Source organism: Arthrobacter sp. UYCu723 (genome assembly GCF_054059215.1).
Window position 1 is genome coordinate 1,487,902 of record NZ_JBSSBW010000001.1, and the last position, 17,936, is coordinate 1,505,837.

The 17,936-nt window shown below is 66.8% G+C and carries 16 protein-coding genes; 5 read left to right on the forward strand and 11 right to left on the reverse strand.

From position 1 onward, the window contains the following. Positions 1–2 precede the first annotated feature (2 nt). The 3 genes from ACVWZ8_RS06910 to ACVWZ8_RS06920 are packed head-to-tail and all read right to left on the reverse strand — an operon-like array spanning position 3 to position 3,397. Positions 3–884, reverse strand: coding sequence for an ABC transporter permease (locus ACVWZ8_RS06910; RefSeq protein ID WP_426975637.1), 882 nt, complete (start codon positions 882–884; stop codon positions 3–5). Beyond that, positions 884–1,831 carry an ABC transporter permease gene (locus ACVWZ8_RS06915; protein ID WP_456504203.1) on the reverse strand — a complete coding sequence of 316 codons (948 nt, stop codon included), beginning with the start codon at positions 1,829–1,831 and terminating at the stop codon, positions 884–886. The genes ACVWZ8_RS06910 and ACVWZ8_RS06915 overlap by 1 nt, the downstream gene beginning before the upstream one ends. Before the next feature lie 48 nt (positions 1,832–1,879). Then, positions 1,880–3,397 carry an ABC transporter substrate-binding protein gene (locus ACVWZ8_RS06920; protein ID WP_426975634.1) on the reverse strand — a complete coding sequence of 506 codons (1,518 nt, stop codon included), beginning with the start codon at positions 3,395–3,397 and terminating at the stop codon, positions 1,880–1,882. Positions 3,398–3,601: 204 nt separating this feature from the next. Between ACVWZ8_RS06920 and ACVWZ8_RS06925 the strand changes: the two genes are divergently transcribed. Beyond that, positions 3,602–4,363: a FadR/GntR family transcriptional regulator gene (locus tag ACVWZ8_RS06925; protein WP_456504204.1), complete on the forward strand. Its 762-nt coding sequence runs from the start codon at positions 3,602–3,604 to the stop codon at positions 4,361–4,363. Positions 4,364–4,535: 172 nt separating this feature from the next. On the opposite strand, the gene ACVWZ8_RS06930 is transcribed toward ACVWZ8_RS06925, so the two are convergent. Both ACVWZ8_RS06930 and ACVWZ8_RS06935 read right to left on the reverse strand, forming a co-directional pair. Continuing rightward, positions 4,536–5,738, reverse strand: coding sequence for a fatty acid desaturase family protein (locus ACVWZ8_RS06930; RefSeq protein ID WP_456504205.1), 1,203 nt, complete (start codon positions 5,736–5,738; stop codon positions 4,536–4,538). Between the two features lie 13 nt (positions 5,739–5,751). Further along, a complete protein-coding gene (locus tag ACVWZ8_RS06935; protein ID WP_456504206.1) occupies positions 5,752–6,834 on the reverse strand; it encodes a ferredoxin reductase in 1,083 nt (360 codons plus the stop codon). 99 nt (positions 6,835–6,933) lie between these two features. On the opposite strand from ACVWZ8_RS06935, the gene ACVWZ8_RS06940 reads away from it, so the two are divergent. Next, positions 6,934–8,136 (forward strand): PucR family transcriptional regulator, encoded by a 1,203-nt coding sequence (locus tag ACVWZ8_RS06940; RefSeq protein ID WP_456504207.1) that lies wholly within the window; start codon positions 6,934–6,936, stop codon positions 8,134–8,136. A gap of 575 nt (positions 8,137–8,711) precedes the next feature. Here the strand turns inward: ACVWZ8_RS06940 and ACVWZ8_RS06945 are convergent. Next, positions 8,712–10,325, reverse strand: coding sequence for a peptide chain release factor 3 (locus ACVWZ8_RS06945; protein ID WP_426975626.1), 1,614 nt, complete (start codon positions 10,323–10,325; stop codon positions 8,712–8,714). 332 nt (positions 10,326–10,657) lie between these two features. On the opposite strand from ACVWZ8_RS06945, the gene disA reads away from it, so the two are divergent. After that, on the forward strand, positions 10,658–11,734 hold the full coding sequence (gene disA, locus ACVWZ8_RS06950; RefSeq protein ID WP_426975624.1) for a DNA integrity scanning diadenylate cyclase DisA: 1,077 nt from the start codon (positions 10,658–10,660) through the stop codon (positions 11,732–11,734). A gap of 26 nt (positions 11,735–11,760) precedes the next feature. On the opposite strand, the gene ACVWZ8_RS06955 is transcribed toward disA, so the two are convergent. Continuing rightward, positions 11,761–12,501 (reverse strand): hypothetical protein, encoded by a 741-nt coding sequence (locus tag ACVWZ8_RS06955; protein ID WP_456504208.1) that lies wholly within the window; start codon positions 12,499–12,501, stop codon positions 11,761–11,763. A 277-nt stretch (positions 12,502–12,778) separates the two neighbouring features. On the opposite strand from ACVWZ8_RS06955, the gene ACVWZ8_RS06960 reads away from it, so the two are divergent. Both ACVWZ8_RS06960 and ACVWZ8_RS06965 read left to right on the forward strand, forming a co-directional pair. After that, positions 12,779–13,615, forward strand: coding sequence for an A/G-specific adenine glycosylase (locus tag ACVWZ8_RS06960; RefSeq protein ID WP_426979783.1), 837 nt, complete (start codon positions 12,779–12,781; stop codon positions 13,613–13,615). 141 nt (positions 13,616–13,756) lie between these two features. After that, positions 13,757–14,455 (forward strand): hypothetical protein, encoded by a 699-nt coding sequence (locus ACVWZ8_RS06965; protein WP_426975620.1) that lies wholly within the window; start codon positions 13,757–13,759, stop codon positions 14,453–14,455. A gap of 46 nt (positions 14,456–14,501) precedes the next feature. Here ACVWZ8_RS06965 and dhaM read toward each other — a convergent pair whose 3' ends face one another. From dhaM to ACVWZ8_RS06985, 4 genes are all read right to left on the reverse strand, one after another. Further along, the gene (gene dhaM, locus ACVWZ8_RS06970; protein ID WP_426975618.1) at positions 14,502–15,173 is read right to left on the reverse strand and encodes a dihydroxyacetone kinase phosphoryl donor subunit DhaM; all 672 of its coding nucleotides are present in this window, start codon (positions 15,171–15,173) and stop codon (positions 14,502–14,504) included. Continuing rightward, entirely contained in the window at positions 15,170–15,796 is a 627-nt protein-coding gene (gene dhaL / locus ACVWZ8_RS06975; RefSeq protein WP_426975617.1) for a dihydroxyacetone kinase subunit DhaL, read from the reverse strand. The genes dhaM and dhaL overlap by 4 nt, the downstream gene beginning before the upstream one ends. A gap of 2 nt (positions 15,797–15,798) precedes the next feature. Next, a complete protein-coding gene (dhaK, locus tag ACVWZ8_RS06980) occupies positions 15,799–16,800 on the reverse strand; it encodes a dihydroxyacetone kinase subunit DhaK (RefSeq protein WP_456504209.1) in 1,002 nt (333 codons plus the stop codon). A 578-nt stretch (positions 16,801–17,378) separates the two neighbouring features. Next, the gene (locus ACVWZ8_RS06985) at positions 17,379–17,888 is read right to left on the reverse strand and encodes an amino-acid N-acetyltransferase (RefSeq protein WP_456504210.1); all 510 of its coding nucleotides are present in this window, start codon (positions 17,886–17,888) and stop codon (positions 17,379–17,381) included. Between the last annotated feature and the right edge of the window lie 48 nt (positions 17,889–17,936).

Consider the following 17,936-nt stretch of genomic DNA (forward strand, 5'->3'; position numbering starts at 1 on the left):
GCTTACCGTTCTCCATTCAGCTTCGGATCAAAGCGGTCCCGCAGGCCGTCGCCCAGCAGGTTGAACCCCAGCACCGCAACCGCGATCGCGACGCCCGGCCAGACGACAAGCATGGGGAAAGTTCCCAGGAACTGCTGCGATTCCTGCAGCATGCGCCCCCAGGATGGCACCGGCGGCGGGGTGCCGAGTCCCAGGAAGGACAGCGCGGCCTCGGCCAGGACGGCGAGGGCGAAGGTCACGGAGCATTGCACCACCACCATGCCCGCGATGTTTGGCAGCACATGGCGGCGGGCGATGCGGAAGGCGCTCTGGCTCGAGGCTCTCGCTGCGAGGACATACTCAGTGCTCATGACCTGGAGGGTGCCGCTGCGGGCCACCCGGGCGAAGCCCGGGATCGAACCGATGCCGATCGCGATCATCGCCGTCGTCGTGCTCGCGCCGAAGACGGCTCCGAACATGATTGCAAGCAACAGCGCCGGGAAGGCCAGCAGAATGTCGGCCCCGCGCATCGTGACCTCCTCGGTCGTGCCGCCCCGCATGCCGGCGAGGATGCCGAGCGGCGTGCCGATCACCACTGCGATTCCCACTGAGATGAGTCCCACCATGAGTGTGATTCGCGCGCCGTAGAGAATGCCCGAGAAGATGTCGCGGCCGAACTTGTCGGTGCCCATTAGGTGCAAAGCGCTGGAGCCCTGTAGCCGGTCCGTGGGGAAGGCTTTGACGGGGTCGTATGGGGTCCAGAACAGGGAGACCAGCGCGGCCAGGACGACGATGACCACGATGATGATTCCTACCGTCAAGGTCGCCGAAAGTCTGTGACGGAGGCGCCTGACGACGGCCGGCGACTCGCCGGGAAGTGATGCAGAGCCGATTGATTGGGACATTAGGCCTTCTTCCGGATTCGCGGGTCCAGGACCGTGTAGAGCAGGTCGACCACCAGATTGATGATGAGCGTGATCGCCACTAGCACCATGACGACCGATTGGACCGTGAGCATGTCGCGATTACCCACGGCGTCCAGCAGCATGGAGCCCAGACCGGGGATGACGAAGACTCGCTCCACGACCACGGCCCCGACGATGAGCGCGGCAAGCTGCACGCTGGTGACTGTCAAAACGGGGATCGAGGCGTTGCGCAGGCCGTGGCGCACCAAGGCCTCCAACCTCCCCAGGCCCTTGGCCCGGGCCGTACGCAGATAGTCCTCGCTCATGACCTCCAGCACCGCGGAGCGCACATACCGGGTCAGGATTGCTCCCTGGACGGAGGCCAGGGCCGCGACGGGAAGGACGATGCGACGAAGGAAGTCGCCAAAGTCCTCCCCGGGAGGGACCCACCCGTTGGAGGGGAACCAGCCCAGCCCGACGGCGAAGACGACCACCAGCAGGATGCCAGCGAGGAAGCCGGGAATGGCAACACCAAGCTGGCTCAGGCCGCTCATCAGGACACCGCTCGGCTGGCGGTGCCGTACGGCGGCCAGAGTGCCGAAGGGAATCGCGATGAGCAGGGCCACGATCATGGACAGCACCACCAGGATCAGGCTGACCTGGACCCGGTCCGCGATCATTGGGCTGATGTCCTGCCGCGTGACGTAAGAGACGCCGAAGCTGCCCTGCGGCAGGCCCATGACCCAGTCGACGTACTGCACCGGGAGGGGCCGGTCGGTGCCGAGCTGCCTTCGGGTCTCCGCGAGAAGCTCGGGTGAGGCATTGACGCCGAGCGCAATCTGGGCGGGGTCGCCCGGGATAGCGCGCATCAGCAGGAACACCGCCACCGTGGCCACAACAAAGGTCACCATGAACCTGCTCACGTTAACCATTAGCCGTACGACCATTCCGGCCCCCTTTCTAGTGCTCTACCGTGTGGTGCGGACGTCCGGCGGTTACTTCCAACCCGTCGCGGTCAGGTCTAGCGCCTCGGTGACGGAATTGGCGGGAATGCCGGTCACGCCGGCCTTGGCCACCACCAGGTTCGGGAAAAGAAAGAGTACGTTGGCGGGGGCATCGTCGGTGATCGTGCGGACCACCTGCTTCATGCCGGCCACATAACCCGCCTGATCCGCAGTGTCAGCCGCCGCGGCGACATCCTTGATCTTCGAATTGTCGTAACCGATGTAGTAGTCCGGGTTGTTAAAGACGGTCAGCAGATCGCGGCTTTCAACGGCCAGCACAACGGACATCTGGTACTCGTGCTTAGTGAAGACCTTGTCGAGCCATACGGCGGGAAATTCGGCCGTCTCGATCGTGGCATTGATACCGACCTCGGCGAGCTGGGACACAATAATCTGGGAGACTGCATTCGCGTAAGGCCGGGTGGGGACAGTGAAGGTGATCTTCAGGTTTTCCGCGCCGGCTTCTTTAAGCAACTGCTTGGCCTTGGCCGGATCGTAGGGGTAGGCGTCGTTGTGATCCTCATAGTATGGGTCGGTCGGCGGAACCGGCGCACCCAGCAGGGTGCCGTACCCGCTCCAGGCGGTGTCCAGAACAGCCTTGCGGTCGATCGCGTACATGACGGCCCGGCGGACCCTCACGTCGTTGAAGGGTGCCGCCTTGTTGTTCATGGTTAGCTCCACCTTGCCGTTGGAGGTGCCGTCCAGGATCTGGAAGCCCTTGTCCTGTTCGAAGGTGGGCAGAAGCTCGGGTGCCTGCATGTTATAGACGACGTCCACGTCGCCCGAGCGCAGGGCATTCGTGGTGGCCGTGGCATCTGCGAAGTAGCGCAGGGTGACGGTCTTAACCTTTGGGGCGGTCCCCCAGTAACCGTCCCGGGCGGCCATCTTGATGGCTTCTCCCCGCTTCCAAGAGTCGATGGCGAACGGTCCCGTGCCGATCGCAGTGTTGGCCAGGTCCGCCACACCTGAGGGATCGAACATGGCGCCTACTGGGGTGCCAAGATCGAAGAGCCAGGCGTTACTCGGCCTGCTCAAGACCACAGTCACCTCGGTGTCGCTCACGACGTTGACAGCGTCCACGACGTCCATCTTCTTCTTGAGGCTGGAGACCCACGCAGACTTGACCCGCTCCAGGCTGAACTTTACGTCCGCAGCTGTGAAGGCCTCACCGTTCGAGAACTTTACATCCTTGCGCAGCGCGAAGGTGTAGCTCTTTCGGTCATCGCTCAGAGTCCAGGACTCTGCCAGCGCGGGTTGGATCTTGCCCTCCTGATCGATCTTCACGAGACCCTCGTAGACGTTCGCCATCAGCGCCTGCGGGATTGCGGCGCCCGCCGTCTTCGTGAAATCCAAGTTGCTGGGTTCGCCCGTGAGCGCAACGGTCAGCGAGTTCTTGACCTCTGACTTGTTCGTTGACCCCGCGCTGGAGCCTGCGGAACACGCAGTGAGGGACATGGAGGCTGCCACAAGGACGGCGGCAGCCGTTTTGAAACGCTTCGAGCTGCGCATACGGGTTCTCCATCGGCTATAGCGGTATTCCGCGGTGGAAAAAATAGTGTGACCTACATAACATCAGCACTAACGACATTACTACCTCGTTTGCTGGTCTGACCAGTCATCTCTGTTAACAAATTAATCTGAGCCAACTTAGGTCTGGGTGAGCCGTATGCTTTTCTCAGGCCACACCCGAGGTGGCCTTGCCGAAGGATCCCAATGAACAATGTCACATTCAGACCTGCCGTTGCTGTCCTGACTTACGAACGGGTCGTGGAGCAGATCGAGCACGCCATAGTCTCCGGGGATATAAGACCCGGCCAGCGGCTCGCCAGTGAACGCGAGCTCATGGTGCAGTTCTCCGTCAGCCGTCCCACGATCCGGGAGGCCCTACGGGTCCTGCAGGCCCAGGGACTGATCGCCTCCAAACCGGGCGGGCGTGGCGGGCCAGAGGTCCTGGCACCCTCACCCGAAACCCTGGCCCGGTCCTTCACGACGATGGCCCGCGTTGCGTCGCTTTCCCTCTCCGAGTTGGTCCAGTTCCGCATCGTGCTGGAAAGTTCGGCCTGCCAACTCGCGGCCGCCCTGCACACACCTGAGCAACTCTCCGCCATGCGCGATGCGATCGGCAGGATGGAAGTAGAGGTGGCCAACGGCTCGGACAGCTTCAACCGCGCCGATCTGGACTTCCACGCCAGCATCTGGGCGGCGAGCCATAATGACCTGCTGCAGATCTGCGGCCAGGCGGTCTCCGGCTCCATCCTGAAGCTCATGGACGACCGGATGGACCGTGCCGCGGACAAGAGCCGGGCCATGCAGGAATCCTTAGAGCGCGACCTGGCCATCTTTGCCGCCATCGCGGACGGCAACAGCGCCGGTGCAGGCGACTCCGCGCGCAACGCAATCGCCTCCTATTTCGAGCAGTACCTGAACGAAGACGGCGCGAGGGGTCTTCAGGCCCTGGGCGCTGTGATCGACTAACCATTGAGCCCGGTCTCTGCATGGGAGGCCTCCCCGGACGGCTTGGTAATGATGATCACGGCGCCGCTGCGACCGAGGCCCACAGCGGCGCACAAAGAGGAGGCGCCTGCCGCACTGGCAGGCGCCTCCTCCTCGATCTGAAATTGTGGCGCCGGGACGCAGTCCCGGGCCGCTATGCCTTCTTGGGCGGCAGGGCCAGCTTGAAGACCTTGGCCCAGGTGGAGCCGACCTGCTTCAGCAGCGGCCCGGTGGTGTAGGGCAGCCCGTAGCGCTTGCAGATCTCCCGCACCTTCGGGGCCACCTCGCCGTAGCGGTTGGACGGCAGGTCCGGGAAGAGGTGGTGCTCGATCTGATGCGAGAGGTTACCGCTCATCAGGTGCATGAACTTGGACCCGGAAATGTTGGCGGATCCGATCATCTGGCGGACATACCAGTCGCCGCGGGTCTCGCCTTCGACCATCTCTTCGGTGAAGGTGTCGGTGCCGTCGGGGAAGTGCCCGCAGAAGATAATCGCATGCGCCCAGACGTTCCGGACCGCGTTGGCGGTCAGGGTGCCATAAAGCGCCTGCTTGCCGGAGCCGGTCAGCATGGCGACCGCGGGTGTGGCGGCGTAGTCCTTGGCGAACTGCTTCAGGGCCTTGAGCCCCAGCGCCTTGAGGTCCCTGGTCATGGCCTCCTTGCTCTTCTTGCCCTCTTTGTAGTCGGGCAACTCAAGATCGTAGAGCGCGATCCCCCATTCGAACACGGGTGCCAGGATTGCGTTGTACAGCGGGTTGCCAAGGTTGAAGGGCTTCCATTCCTGGGACGGATCCATGCGCAGCAGGTTGTACCCGATGTCATTGTCCTTGCCCACGACGTTCGTCCAGCGGTGGTGCAGATCGTTGTGGGTGTGCTGCCAGGAGCGGGTGGGGGTGACGAAGTCCCAGTCCCAGGTGGTGGAGTGGATGTCCGGGTCCCGCATCCAGTCCCACTGGCCGTGCAGGATGTTGTGGCCCAGTTCCATGTTTTCCAGGATCTTGGCAAAGCTGAGCATCGCCGTGCCGGCGACCCAGGCGGCTTTGTGCTTGCTCACCAGAAGCGTCGCGCGGCCGGTGATCTCGAGCCCGCGCTGGACCTTGATCACCCGGCGGATGTAGGCGGCGTCGCTGGACCCGCGCTTGGCGAGGACCTCGTCGCGGATGGCGTCGAGCTCGCGGCCCAGCTCGGCCACCTGCTCGTCAGAGAGGTGCGCCGCGGCGTCCGGACGGACCAACGGGTGGCCGGACTCGGCGAGGGCGCCGGGCCGCGTCCTCGCAGCAGCGGTCACCTTGGCCGTGGCGGCGTCACCCTTGGCAGCGTCCCCGGAAACGTCCGGCTTGTCGGAAACAATCGTCATGCGGTGGTACTCCTTAGAGGTCGAGGTTAACGGGTCCGGCGGCTGCCGAAACGCACGTCTGGATTAGTTGGCCAGGCTCGCCGTGGACTTCGTCCGTGCGCAGGTCACGGACCTGGCCGGCCCGGAGGGGGATCAGGCAGCTGTGGCAGATGCCCATCCGGCAGCCGCTGGGCATCAGCACGCCGGCATCCTCGCCGACGTCGAGCAGCGGCGTGTCGCCGTCCGCCTCAACCTCGCGGTCGGAGGCCTCGAAGGTGACGAGTCCGCCGTCGTGCCCCTCGCCGCCGGCCAGCTTGGTGCTGAAGCGTTCGATCGTCAGGGTGGCTGCCGCCTGGGCGTCGCCGACTGAGGACTCCTTGGTTTCGGCTTCCCAGAGCGCCTCGGCATCGTCAAGGAAGCCTTCGGGGCCGCAGGCGTAGGCTGCCCGCTGGCGCCAGTCGGGGCAGAGCTGTTCAAGTGCGTCGGCTGACGTGAAGTCCAGCCGTCCGCGTTCCCCGGTGAACCAGTGGGTGACGCGGAAGTTGAGGAACTGGTCCGCGAGTTCGGCAAGCTCCTCGCGGAAGATGGCGTCCGCCGGAGTCCGGGCGGTGTGGATGAGCACGACGTCGGAGTCGGGCCGGTGCGGCACGAGCGTGCGGATCATCGACATTACCGGGGTGATGCCGCTGCCGGCGGTGAGCATCAGCAGCGGCCGCGGGTGTTCCGGCAGGACGAAGTCGCCCTGCGGGGGTGCCAGGAAGAGCACGTCGCCGGGCTTGGTGCTGCGCACCAGCGTGCCGGAGACGGCGCCCATGTCCGTGACGGTGATGGCCGGGTCCTGGCCCGCGGGGGCGCTGAGCGAGTAGGACCGCCAGTGGCGGACGCCGTCGAGTTCGACGCCGATGCGGGCCCACTGGCCGGCAAGGTGTGCTTGCCAGCCGCGGCCGGGACGGAAGAAAATGGTGGCGGAATCGGCCGTTTCTGGAACCACCCTGGTGACCACGCCGCGCAACTGGCGGGCGGAGAACACGGGGTTGAACAGCGCCAGAATGTCTTCTGGAGCTAAGGGGGTGGTCAGTAGAGATGCGGCGCGCGCCAGCTTACGGAGCCGGATCATTCATCAAGCTTATGTCAGATTGCGCCATAGTTCTTCACCCAAGGCATACGATCGAGTCTAAGAAACTGTCTGTCCGCAACAACCTCATGGATGTGGCACATGAACGCTTCCTCAACGGAACAGCCCGCCACCCCCGCCTATGACCCGCCATGGCTGGCCCTGCCGCGGGAAGTCAGCGATATGCTCCGGCCCATGATGCCGGGCATTGTCGAGGCCATCATCGACGCCGTGCCGCAACTGGTGCCCGCCTATGCCCGGCCCATTGAGGGCCGCTTCGGCCGCGGCCTCCGGCGCGGCGTGGCAGCCGCGCTGGACCGCTTCCTGCAGTTGCCCGGGACCCGGCTGCCGGCGCTGTCGGAGGAGAGCCGCCAGCTCGTGGCGGGGCTGGGAAGCGGCGAGTTCCGGCAGGGCCGGAGCATGGACGCGCTGCTGAGCGCCTACCGCATGGGCGCCCGGGTGACGTTCCGGGAGATGTCCCGGGTATCCGTGGAGCATCACCTGGGCCAGAGCGTCGTGGTTGACTTGGGCGAGTCGATCCTCGCCTACATCGACGAACTGTCCGCGGTCAGCGCCGAGGCCTACGCCTTTGAGCAGTCCGAGCGAGCCGGTGCGGTGGACCGGCGCCGCACCGAGCTGCTGGATCTGCTGCTGCTGGGCCAGGCGGATGAGGCAGCCCTGCGCCAGAAGGCAGCCCTGGCGGACTGGTCGCTGCCCCAGCGGATGGTGGTGGTGACCTTGCCGTTGGACCGGGCGGCCGGGCTTCGTTTGCGGCTGGGGCCCGGAACACTGGTGATCGAACGCGAGACCGACGCCGTCGCCCTGGTTCCCGCACAGCAGTCCAGCACCACCCGGGCAAACCTGGAAAAGGCGCTGCAGGGGCGCGGCGCCTCTGTGGGGCCGGCCGGAGGCTGGGAGAAGGTCCCCGATTCACTGCGGCTCGCCGTGCTCGCGGCGTCGGTGGTGCCGCCGCGGGACGGCCCGGAGGACCCGCCCATCTGGGCTGACGACCATCTGGCGCAGGTGATTCTCGGCGCGGAACCCTCTGCCATCGCCGAGCTGGCCAGCCGCCGGCTGGCGCCCCTGGAGGGGCTGCGTCCGGCCCAGCGCGAGCGGCTCGCGGAAACGCTGCTCTCCTGGCTGCGCCACTGGGGCCAGCGCGCCCCGGTGGCGGCGGAGCTGGGCATCCATCCGCAGACCGTCGGCTACCGGGCGGCGCAGCTGCGCGAGCTGTTCGGTGACACCCTGGAGGACCCGAAGGCGCGGTTCGAGCTGGAGCTGGCGCTCCACGCCGGCAGGCGTTAAGCAAGCGCAGGGGCGTTAGTGGGCATTTTCGTTAGTTTCGTCGGGGGTCAGGTCCAGGCGGTGGGGTCGTTGGGGTAGAGGCCGCGGGCGGTGTCGCGCCAGGCCATCACCGGCGGCGGTTTCAAGGGCCTCGGCCAGCCGGCCGGGTCGACCGGAATGCACCAACGGCGTCAGCGACTAGCTGCTACGCCTGAGCAGCCACGAGCAGGCACCGGCAGCCTGACCCCGACGTCCTCAGCGAAAATGAGCACCGGACAGGACATGCCCCGCGCCGGGGCCGGCCGATGGACATATTCCGGTTATGCCCGGTCCCCGGGGCGAAGACTGGACATGTCCTCCCGGGGAAGTGGCCCGACGCCCCCAGCGGAGCACTGCACGTGCTCCCGGGTCAGGACATGCCCGGCGCCGGGGCCGGCCGACGGACATATTCCGGTCATGCCCGGTCCCGGGCGCGAAGACTGAGCATGTCCTCCCGGGCGCGAAGACTGGGCGTCAACCCCCGACGAATTAACGAAAATAACCACCAGGCAGGCGCGGCGTTAGCCCCATGATGGCAGCGACGCGTGACAGCGCCGCTATTTGGCGGGGTTGTGCGTGCCGATCGGCAGCAGCGTCAGGTCCGGGTGGTTCTTCTCGATCCGGCGCAGGGCCCAGACGTCGTTGAACAGCGCCAGGTACTCGCCGTCGGAGCGCAGCAGCACTTCCGCGCCGGGCACGTTGGCCAGCGCGGGCATGGCATCCGCCGTCGAGATCCGGGCAATGGAATACGGAAGCCGCTCCAGCCGCATCGGCGCACTGAAATCGTGCGCCATTCGGTCTTCAACCACTTCGAACTGCATCGGCCCGACGGCAGCCAGCACCGGAGCCTGGTCGCCGCGGATATCGGAGCGGAGGACCTGGATGACACCCTCGTGCTCCAGCTGTTCGATGCCGCGGCGGAACTGCTTGAAGCGGCTGGGGTCCTTGGACCGCGCCACCTGGAAGTGCTCCGGGGCGAACAGCGGGATGGCAGGGAACTCCACCGGCTGCTCAAGGAAGAGGCTGTCGCCGACCCGCAGCGAGGAGGCGTTGACCAGGCCCACGACGTCGCCGGGGAAGGCCTCGTCAATGACCTCGCGTTCGCGGCCGAACACCTGCTGGGCGTACTTGGTGGCGAAGGACTTCCCGGTCCGGCCCTGGGTCACCACCATGCCGCGTTCGAAGATGCCGGAGCAGACGCGGATGAAGGCGACGTGGTCGCGGTGCGCCTTGTTCATGCCGGCCTGGACTTTGAAGACGAAGCCGGCGAAGGGCGCGTCGACGGGACGGGCGGCGCCGTCGACGTCGGGCCGGGGCGCAGCGGGCGGGGCGAAGTCCACGAGGGCATCGAGGATTTCCTTCACGCCGAAGTTCAGGGCCGCCGAGCTGAAGAGGATCGGCGTTGCCTTGCCGGCGTGGAAGGACTCGACGTCGAATTCCAGGTTCGATTCGACCACGAGCCCAGCCTCGTCCACGGCGTTGGACCAGTCATCGCCCTGGCTGGCCGCGGCCTCTTCCGGCGTGAAGTACTCGGTGAGGGCGATGTTGGCGCCGGAATTGTTGCGCTGGAACTTGGCGAAGCGGTCGTTGCGGAGGTCCCACACGCCCCGGAAGTCACCCGAAATGCCCACGGCCCAGGTCAGCGGCATGGGCAGGAGGCCGGTGCGTTCTGTGATCTCGTCCATCAGCGCCAGGGCGTCCAGGCCGGGCCGGTCCCACTTGTTGATCACCGTGATGATGGGCAGGTTCCGCTGCTTGCAGACTTCGAACAGCTTCATGGTCTGTGTTTCCAGGCCCTTGGCCGCGTCCACCAGCATCACGGCGCAGTCGACGGCGGCCAGCACGCGGTACGTGTCCTCGGAGAAGTCGGCGTGGCCCGGGGTGTCCAACAGGTTGATCACGGTGTCGCGGTAGGAGAACTGCAGGGCGGCAGAGCTGATGGAGATGCCGCGGTCCTTTTCCATCTGCATCCAGTCGGAGATCGTTTCCTTGCGGTTCGCCTTGCCGCTGGAAGCACCGGCGGTGCCGATCACCTTGGCGTGCAGGGCAAGCGCCTCGGTCAGCGTGGACTTTCCGGCGTCAGGGTGTGAGATGACCGCGAAAGTCCGACGCCGGGCCGCCTGCTTGTGAATCTCCTGGACTCGTGCGGGGCTAAGGACTTCTTGGGACACGGTGCTACTTTCGCTGCGGCGTTGGGAGGGGAATTGCGCGGAGAGCCCGCGGTACACCCACGGCCTCCAGTTTATCGCAGGCCGCCGAGCTGACGCGAAGCGGGTCCGCGCCGGGGCCAAAGTGCGCTCCTGGACGGAGGGCGGCGGGGCCATTCCGCAGGGCTTGGATGACGGGTCCGAATGGGCCACTTTAAGGCTTGCCCGTGCGGTTCCGGGCCACGTTTACCTCTATCATGATGAGAGCGGGGAACCGAGTACTTTTGATCCTGCCGGCAAACACTGGAAACCGGCGCACCTGCGGGCGGTAGCCTGCACCTTTGAAGGGAAAATCTATGGCCCGGAGCCCTGAAGATTCACTCAAGGCGACTCTGGGCAGGGTGGCACCGGGCACTGCCCTTCGCGACGGCCTGGAACGCATCCTCCGCGGACGGACCGGCGCCCTGATCGTGCTGGGGATCGACCGGACCATCGAATCCATCTGCTCCGGCGGCTTCGACATCGGCATCGACTTTTCCCCTACCCGGCTGCGGGAACTGGCCAAAATGGACGGCGCCATCATCTGCGACAAGGACGCGAGCAACATCCTGCGCGCCGCCGTCCAGCTGGTGCCGGACTCCAGCATCGAAACCCAGGAATCGGGCACTCGGCACCGCACTGCGGAACGCGTGGCCATCCAGACCGGCGTGCCCGTCATCTCGGTCAGCCAGTCGATGCAGATCATCGCGCTGTACGTGAACGGTCTGCGCCACGTGCTGGAGGGCTCCGAGAAGGTCCTGGCCCGCGCCAACCAGGCCCTGGCCACCCTGGAACGCTACCGCTCGCGCCTGGACCAGGTGACCAGCTCGCTCTCGGCGCTGGAAATCGAGGCCATGGTGACCGTCCGCGACGTCGCGGTGACCCTGCAGCGCCAGGAAATGGTGCGCCGGATTTCCGAGGAGATCTCGCAGTACGTGCTGGAACTTGGCGAAGACGGCCGCCTGCTGTCACTGCAGCTGGACGAGCTGACCGTCGGCCGCGGCCCCGGCAGCGATGTGATCATCCGCGACTACTCCGGCCCGGACACCTCCAGCGAGGTCATCGACAAGGCCGTCAAGGCTCTCGTGAACCTGGGTCCAACGGAGCTGATCGATTTGAGCAAGATCGCGGGCATCGTGGGTTTCGCCGGCGGAGAGGCCAACCTCGACGCCGTCGTCCAGCCGCGCGGCTACCGTCTGCTGTCAGGGCTCAAGGCCGTTCCAAAAGCCGTCGCCGACCGGCTCGTGGACCACTTCGGCGGCCTGCAGTTCCTTATGGCTGCCACCATCGATGACCTCATGACCGTGGACGGCATCGGCGACCAGCGTGCCCGCACGGTCCGCGAAGGGCTGAGCCGGATGGCGGAGGCCAGCCTGCTGGACAGGTTCCTCTAGAACTTCGTCTGCGGCCGCCGTCGGACTCAGTTGAGCTGGAACACAGCCTTCGGGCTCGTCTTGTTCGCCAGCCGCGCGGTGAAGACGTAGTAAGCCCCGCCCGCTCCGGGCTTTGCCGCAATGGGGTCACAGCCCTGGACGCTGCGGTTGCGCGGCCAGGGGAAATTCGCCGTCTCGCTCTGGCCCGGGGCGATGGTCTTCATCAGCTCCGTGCTGTCTGCCTGGCAGTCCTGGGACGAGAAGATCCGATCCGAGCCGCTGGTGATTTGGTACTCCATCTGCGAAGTCCCCATATTGACCTCACACGGCACCTTGTTGCCGTTCGTGACTTTGAGACTGAGCAGCGGCTCCTCGCCGTCCTCGTAGGCGGGTTTGTCAGTTGCTGCCGTGACAGTCACGAGGTTCTGCTGGCAGCCATTGCCCTGCGAAGGGGTTGCCGAGGGGCTGGCGGTGGGCGTCGCAGTGGCCCCCTCCGGGCCGCCACTCGGTCCGGTCCCGGGGCTCCCAGCAGCGGTTCCGCCCGCCTCCGCAGCAGGCTGCCGGGGGCCGTTGATGGCACTCGAGACAGCAATGAAGCCACCCACGGCGACGGCGACGACCAGGAGCAGGGAGGCACCGACGAACAGCCGACGGCGGCGGTAGACGGCGTTGCCCGGTTTACGTACCGGCTTACGGGCAGGTTTCTTTGCGGGCCTGCGCGCGGATTGTCCGCTGCCGGAAGCCTTCGGTCGTGAACCGTTCGTTCCTGAGTTGCCTTGCCTGCCCATCCTTCTAGGCTAGAGAACAGCGCAGACTATGGGGACCCACCACGCCGCGGGACGGGCCACGGCCCGCGTCTATTACGCTGATTGGATCAAAGCTCTAGCCGATTCCCCCGCCCTCCCGTTGGCAGCACCCCCGGAAAACCTGCCGGGCGGCGTTCCCGGCGTCCGCCCGCCGCTTGCCGGCGTTCCGCTGGCCAGCCTGCATGCGGCCCTGGACACCTGGTTCGAGTCCCATGCCCGTGACCTCCCCTGGAGGGCTGCCGGCTGCACTCCGTGGGGCGTGCTGGTCAGCGAGATCATGCTCCAGCAGACCCCGGTGGTTCGTGTCCTGCCGGTCTGGGAGGAATGGCTGCGGCGCTGGCCGGAGCCGGCCGATTTGGCCAGGGAGACCTCGGGCGAGGCCGTACGGTCCTGGGGCAGGCTCGGCTACCCGCGGCGGGCCCTGCGTCTGCACGCGGCTGCCGTCGCGATCGGGGACAGCCATGGCGGGATGGTTCCCGCCACGTATCCTGAACTGCTGGGGCTGCCCGGAGTGGGAAGCTACACGGCCGCGGCAGTCGCCGCCTTCGCCTTCCGACGCCGCGAAACAGTGGTGGACACCAACATCCGCCGGGTCCATGCGCGGCTGTTTTCCGGCGCCGCCCTGCCCTCGCAGTCGCTCACGGCCGCCGAGATGCGGCTGGCGGCGCAGGTGATGCCGGACGACGTCGGCACCTCCGTGCGGTGGAACGCCTCCGTGATGGAGCTCGGCGCGCTGGTGTGCACCGCTCGGGCGCCGAAGTGCGCAGAGTGCCCGGTGCGAAGCTCCTGCGCCTGGCTCGCTGCGGGCGGGCCGCCGCCGACTTACACGCCGAAAGGCCAGCCGTGGCACGGCACCGACCGCCAAGTACGCGGTGCCGTGCTGGCCGTGCTCCGCCTGGCCGACGCCCCTGTGGCGCCGGAGCTGTTCCAGCGGGCGCCGGCCGACCTCGGCTTCGAACCGGAGGGTATCGGCATTCCGCTGGCCGCCCTGCATCGGCTCAATTCCGCGCCCGAGCAGATTGAACGCGCACTGGCTGGCCTGCTGAGTGACGGACTGGCGGAACTGCACCTCGGCGGACTCCGGCTCCCTGGCTGAGCATGGGCTGACTCCGATGGGCTGAATCCCGAGGCCCTAGCTGGACACGCCTCCCGGAACTACCCTGAAGCATGCGCAAGTACGCGGCGACGCGGACGGCCTCCGGCAGGCGGATTAGTCCACGCCAAGAAAGGGGTACCCATGAACGCGCAGAACATCAGGCACTGGATCCTCGCGGGCTTGTGGACCCTGCCCCTTTCCGGACTGATCACCGCCTGGGCCACGCGCGAACCGCAGCCGGACCAGGAGCGGGACCCGGATGCCTGGGCCCGGTTTGTCAGCTCGGACTCGTACCAGCTCAGCCACCTGCTCGGCAGCACCGGAGGCACCGTCCTCGCGATCTTCGGCGTGTTCGCCCTCGGCTGCAGCCTGGCTAACAGCCGGGTGGGGCGCCTGGCACTGGCAGCGATGGTCGTCACCGTCGCCGGGACCGCCCTGCTGCTGGTTCCCGCGGCGGTCTCCACCTTCGCCACCCCCGCGATCGGGAAGGCATATCTCGGAGGAAATCAGGACGTCATGCAGCTCGAGTTCCCCGCCGCCATGTCGGGGTCGTTTCTGCTGGGACTCCTGCTGGCTTTCCTCGGAAATGTGCTGCTGGGGATTGCCGTGTGGCACTCCCGGACCCTGCCGCGCTGGGCAGGGGCGATCTGGGTGGCCGGCGCCGTGCTTTTCTACGTCCTGGGCGTGGTGTTGGGGCAGGCGACGACAGGAAGCAGCCTGCCCACCCAGACCGCCGGGGCGCTGCTCGCGGCGGGTGCCGGCGGCTGGATTGCGTGGAACGTGACGCGGGAGGGCCGAAGAGCTTTAGACCGGGCCGCCGCCGGAACCGGCGGAGGGTAGGGACCAATGATCATCGGCTGGGGACCAAGGGCCAGTGACTGGGCGCCTACGCTTCACCGAAGCCGGATTTGATCAGGCCGCCCAGATAATCCACGGCCTTGGAAGCATCCGGGCCGCTGGCCTCGATGTGCAGCACCGTGCCCCGTCCGGCCCCGAGCATCATCAGCTCTGTCATGGACGCGCCGTCGGCGCCGTTGACTGTCACTTCGGCGTCCATGCCGGACAGACCGCCCGCGATCTTTGCTGCCGGACGGGCGTGCATTCCGGCCTGGTTCACGAGCTCGAAATCCCCTGACGCTTCGGGCGGTTGCCGGTGCTCGTGCACGTGCTCCGGCGCGGCCGGGGGCCGGTAGACGGCTTCGGCGGCTTCCTTGACCGCCTCCTTGTCGGCACCGACCTGGGCGGCCACGGCAGCAGCGATAAGCCCCTCGATCAGCGGCGCATCAGCCAGCAGCACGGACGTGGGGTCGGCCGCGAATTCCACGGCCGATTCCGCGGTCATCACCGCCGAGCCGAGGTCGGTCAGGACCACAACGCCGTCGCCGCCGGCAGCCTGTTCCAGCGCCGCCAGGACCCGCTCCAGGCTGGTGCCGATCCGGCCGTCGTCGGTGCCTCCGGCGGGGATGATCAGAACGTCAGGCGCCATCTGGGCGGCAAGTTCGACGGCGCCGTCGGCGATCTTCTCGCTGTGGGAGACGACGACGAGCCCCACCGTCATTCGGACGCTCCGGCGGCGGCCCTCAGGATCAGGGCGCTGGAGACGGCGCCCGGGTCCCGGTGGCCGATGCTGCGCTCCCCCAGGTAGCTCGCGCGTCCCTTCCGGGCCAGCATCGGGTCGGTGGACACGGCCCCCGCCTCGGCCGCTTCCGCGGCGGCGAGCAGCACCTTTCGGACGTCGCCGTGGGCTGCTGCGGCGGCGGCCGCCTCGATGGCCGGCGTCCAGGCGTCCACCATGGTTTTGTCCCCGGGCTCGGCCTTTCCGCGGGCTACGATGCCGTCGCGGGCGGCCTGCAGGGCCGTGGCCAGGGTGGCTGCGTCCACGTCCGCCGTGTCCCCCAGTGCCGTGGCGGCGCGCAGGAAGGCGGTGCCGTAGAGCGGGCCGGCCGCCCCGCCCACCTTGGACATCAGGGTCATGGCCGTCAGCTTGAGGGCGGCCCCGGGTGTTTCCGGGGGCGTCTCGGCAAGTTTCACGATCACCGCTTTGAAGCCGCGGTCCATGTTCTCGCCGTGGTCCGAGTCGCCGATCGGCCGGTCCAGTTCAATGAGCTCTTCCCGGTGTTCCGCCATGGCCTGCGCTGACAGCGCCAGCCACCGCAGGGCCCAGCCGACGTCCAGCCCCACGGTCAGACGCCCCAGCGGAGGGCCGGCGTGTGGACGGGCGCGTCCCAGAGCGCCGTCATTTCATCGTCCAGGCGCAGGACCGTGATGGAGCAACCCTGCATCTCGAGGGATGTTATGTAGTTGCCTACCAGCGAGCGCGCCACGGTGATGCCCTTCTCGGCCAGCACTTGCGCGGCCCGGCGGTAGACAATGTACAGCTCGCTCTGAGGTGTGCCGCCCATGCCGTTCACGAACAGGAGCACCTTGTCCCCGGAGGCAAGGCCGAGGTCGCTGGCCACCGGCTCCAGGAGGCGGTCCGTGATGCCGTCGGCGTTTTCCATCGCGATGCGGTGCCGGCCGGGCTCGCCATGGATGCCGATGCCGATCTCGATTTCGTTTTCCTCAAGGACAAAGCTGGGCGCCCCGGCGTGCGGGACGGTGCAGGCCGTCAGCGCCACGCCCATGCTGCGGACGTTCTGGTTGACCCGGTCACCGATGGCTGCGACTGCGTCGAGGTTGTCCCCGCGCTCGGCGGCCGCACCGGCGATTTTCTCCACCAGCACCGTGCCGCCAACCCCGCGCCGTCCGGCGGTGTACAGCGAGTCCTCCACCGCGACGTCGTCGTTGACGAGCACCGTGCGGACCTCCACACCCTCGGCTTGCGCAAGTTCCGCTGCCGTTTCGAAGTTGAGTACGTCGCCCGTGTAGTTCTTCACAATATGAACGACGCCGGCGCCCGAGTTGACGGCGAGCGTGGCCGGAAGGATCTGGTCCGGGGTGGGCGAGGTGAACACCGCACCCGGCACCGCGGCGTCGAGCATTCCCATCCCGACGTAGCCGCCGTGCAGGGGCTCATGGCCGCTGCCTCCGCCGGACACCAGCCCCACTTTTCCGGCCACCGGCGCGTCCTTGCGCACGATGTACTTCGGGTCCGAAGAGACGGTCACGAGGTCGGCATGGGCAAGCCCGAACCCTTCCACTGACTCGTCGACCACGGCGCGGGGATCATTGATGAGCTTCTTCATGGCTGTGCTCCCTGGATGGTGTCCTGGCTGCTTGCTAAGACCCTACTACCGGGGCCCAGCCAGCGAAAGGCTCCGGTCTGGAACAGCCGGCACGGACTCTCCGCGCCGCGCCGCCGCCGCGCGGCCACCGGATCTGCGCGCGTTGGCAGTGACGCCGTGTCAGGGCCGTCTATCCGCCCAGGCCGGGAAATTCGGCCAGGCGTCGATTCCCAGCCACGAAAACGGCGGCGCCGTGACGCGGTGATGTTGGGTTCCGGCGTCCCCGCCCTGGTCAGCGCGTTGTCCTGGCGCGGGTCCGGGGGCTGCATCGCCCTCGGGTGCCTGGTCCGTTGTACGGGGCGCTGCGGGTGCGCCTGCGATGATCATCTGGAATGCGGAGAAATCTGGAAAAATCACGCGATTGTGCAATCTCTTGCCTCCGGAAGCTGGGGCGGCCCACCCCCTGGGCCGGGATCAGTTTATCCATCAAATTTATTGAAAGGAAGAGCTGGGCCCGGCGCGGATGCGCGGCGCGTTCCAGCAGGCGCTTCCGGCGGGCCGGTTCGATCGCGGCCCGGCGGTGGGCTACAGGCGGTGGGCTACAGAACCTTGATCATCCTTGTGTTGCCCAGGGTGTTGGGCTTCACCCGTGCGAGGTCCAGGAACTCGGCAACGCCCTCGTCATGCGAGCGCAGCAGTTCCGAATACACCACCGGGTCGACGGCGCTCTGGTCCGCCATGACTTCGAAGCCGTGCTTTTTGAAGAAGTCCACTTCGAAGGTAAGACAGAAGACCCGGGAAACCCCGAGCGCCCGCGCCTTTCCCAGGAGGCGTTCCACGAGCAGGTGTCCCACGCCCTTCCCGCGCCAGCCATCCGATGCGGCAAGCGTACGCACTTCCGCCAGGTCCTCCCACATAACGTGCAGCGCCCCGCAACCGATCACCTCGCCGTCGCCCGCTTCGGCAATCAGAAACTCTTGCAGGCTTTCGTAGTACGCCACAGTCTCTTTGGCCATGAGGATCCGCTGGTCCGCCAGCGGGGCCACGAGCGTCTTGATGGCCGCGACATCGCCAGTGCGGGCAGGGCGGATGCGGATCGTCTCAGTCACAGCCCAATCTTACGGCGCTGCCCTGTTGCGCTTCGGTTTAGACCCAAC

What these genes read in the sequence shown, in the direction of transcription:
- ACVWZ8_RS06955 (WP_456504208.1), bottom strand. Translation starts at nt 12,501, where the DNA reads ATGGGCAGGCAAGGCAACTCAGGAACGAACGGTTCACGACCGAAGGCT.
- ACVWZ8_RS06910 (WP_426975637.1), bottom strand. Translation starts at nt 884, where the DNA reads ATGTCCCAATCAATCGGCTCTGCATCACTTCCCGGCGAGTCGCCGGCC.
- ACVWZ8_RS06940 (WP_456504207.1), top strand. Translation starts at nt 6,934, where the DNA reads ATGAACGCTTCCTCAACGGAACAGCCCGCCACCCCCGCCTATGACCCG.
- ACVWZ8_RS06930 (WP_456504205.1), bottom strand. Translation starts at nt 5,738, where the DNA reads ATGACGATTGTTTCCGACAAGCCGGACGTTTCCGGGGACGCTGCCAAG.
- disA (WP_426975624.1), top strand. Translation starts at nt 10,658, where the DNA reads ATGGCCCGGAGCCCTGAAGATTCACTCAAGGCGACTCTGGGCAGGGTG.
- ACVWZ8_RS06965 (WP_426975620.1), top strand. Translation starts at nt 13,757, where the DNA reads ATGAACGCGCAGAACATCAGGCACTGGATCCTCGCGGGCTTGTGGACC.
- ACVWZ8_RS06915 (WP_456504203.1), bottom strand. Translation starts at nt 1,831, where the DNA reads ATGGTCGTACGGCTAATGGTTAACGTGAGCAGGTTCATGGTGACCTTT.
- ACVWZ8_RS06920 (WP_426975634.1), bottom strand. Translation starts at nt 3,397, where the DNA reads ATGCGCAGCTCGAAGCGTTTCAAAACGGCTGCCGCCGTCCTTGTGGCA.
- ACVWZ8_RS06925 (WP_456504204.1), top strand. Translation starts at nt 3,602, where the DNA reads ATGAACAATGTCACATTCAGACCTGCCGTTGCTGTCCTGACTTACGAA.
- dhaK (WP_456504209.1), bottom strand. Translation starts at nt 16,800, where the DNA reads ATGAAGAAGCTCATCAATGATCCCCGCGCCGTGGTCGACGAGTCAGTG.
- dhaM (WP_426975618.1), bottom strand. Translation starts at nt 15,173, where the DNA reads ATGACGGTGGGGCTCGTCGTCGTCTCCCACAGCGAGAAGATCGCCGAC.
- ACVWZ8_RS06935 (WP_456504206.1), bottom strand. Translation starts at nt 6,834, where the DNA reads ATGATCCGGCTCCGTAAGCTGGCGCGCGCCGCATCTCTACTGACCACC.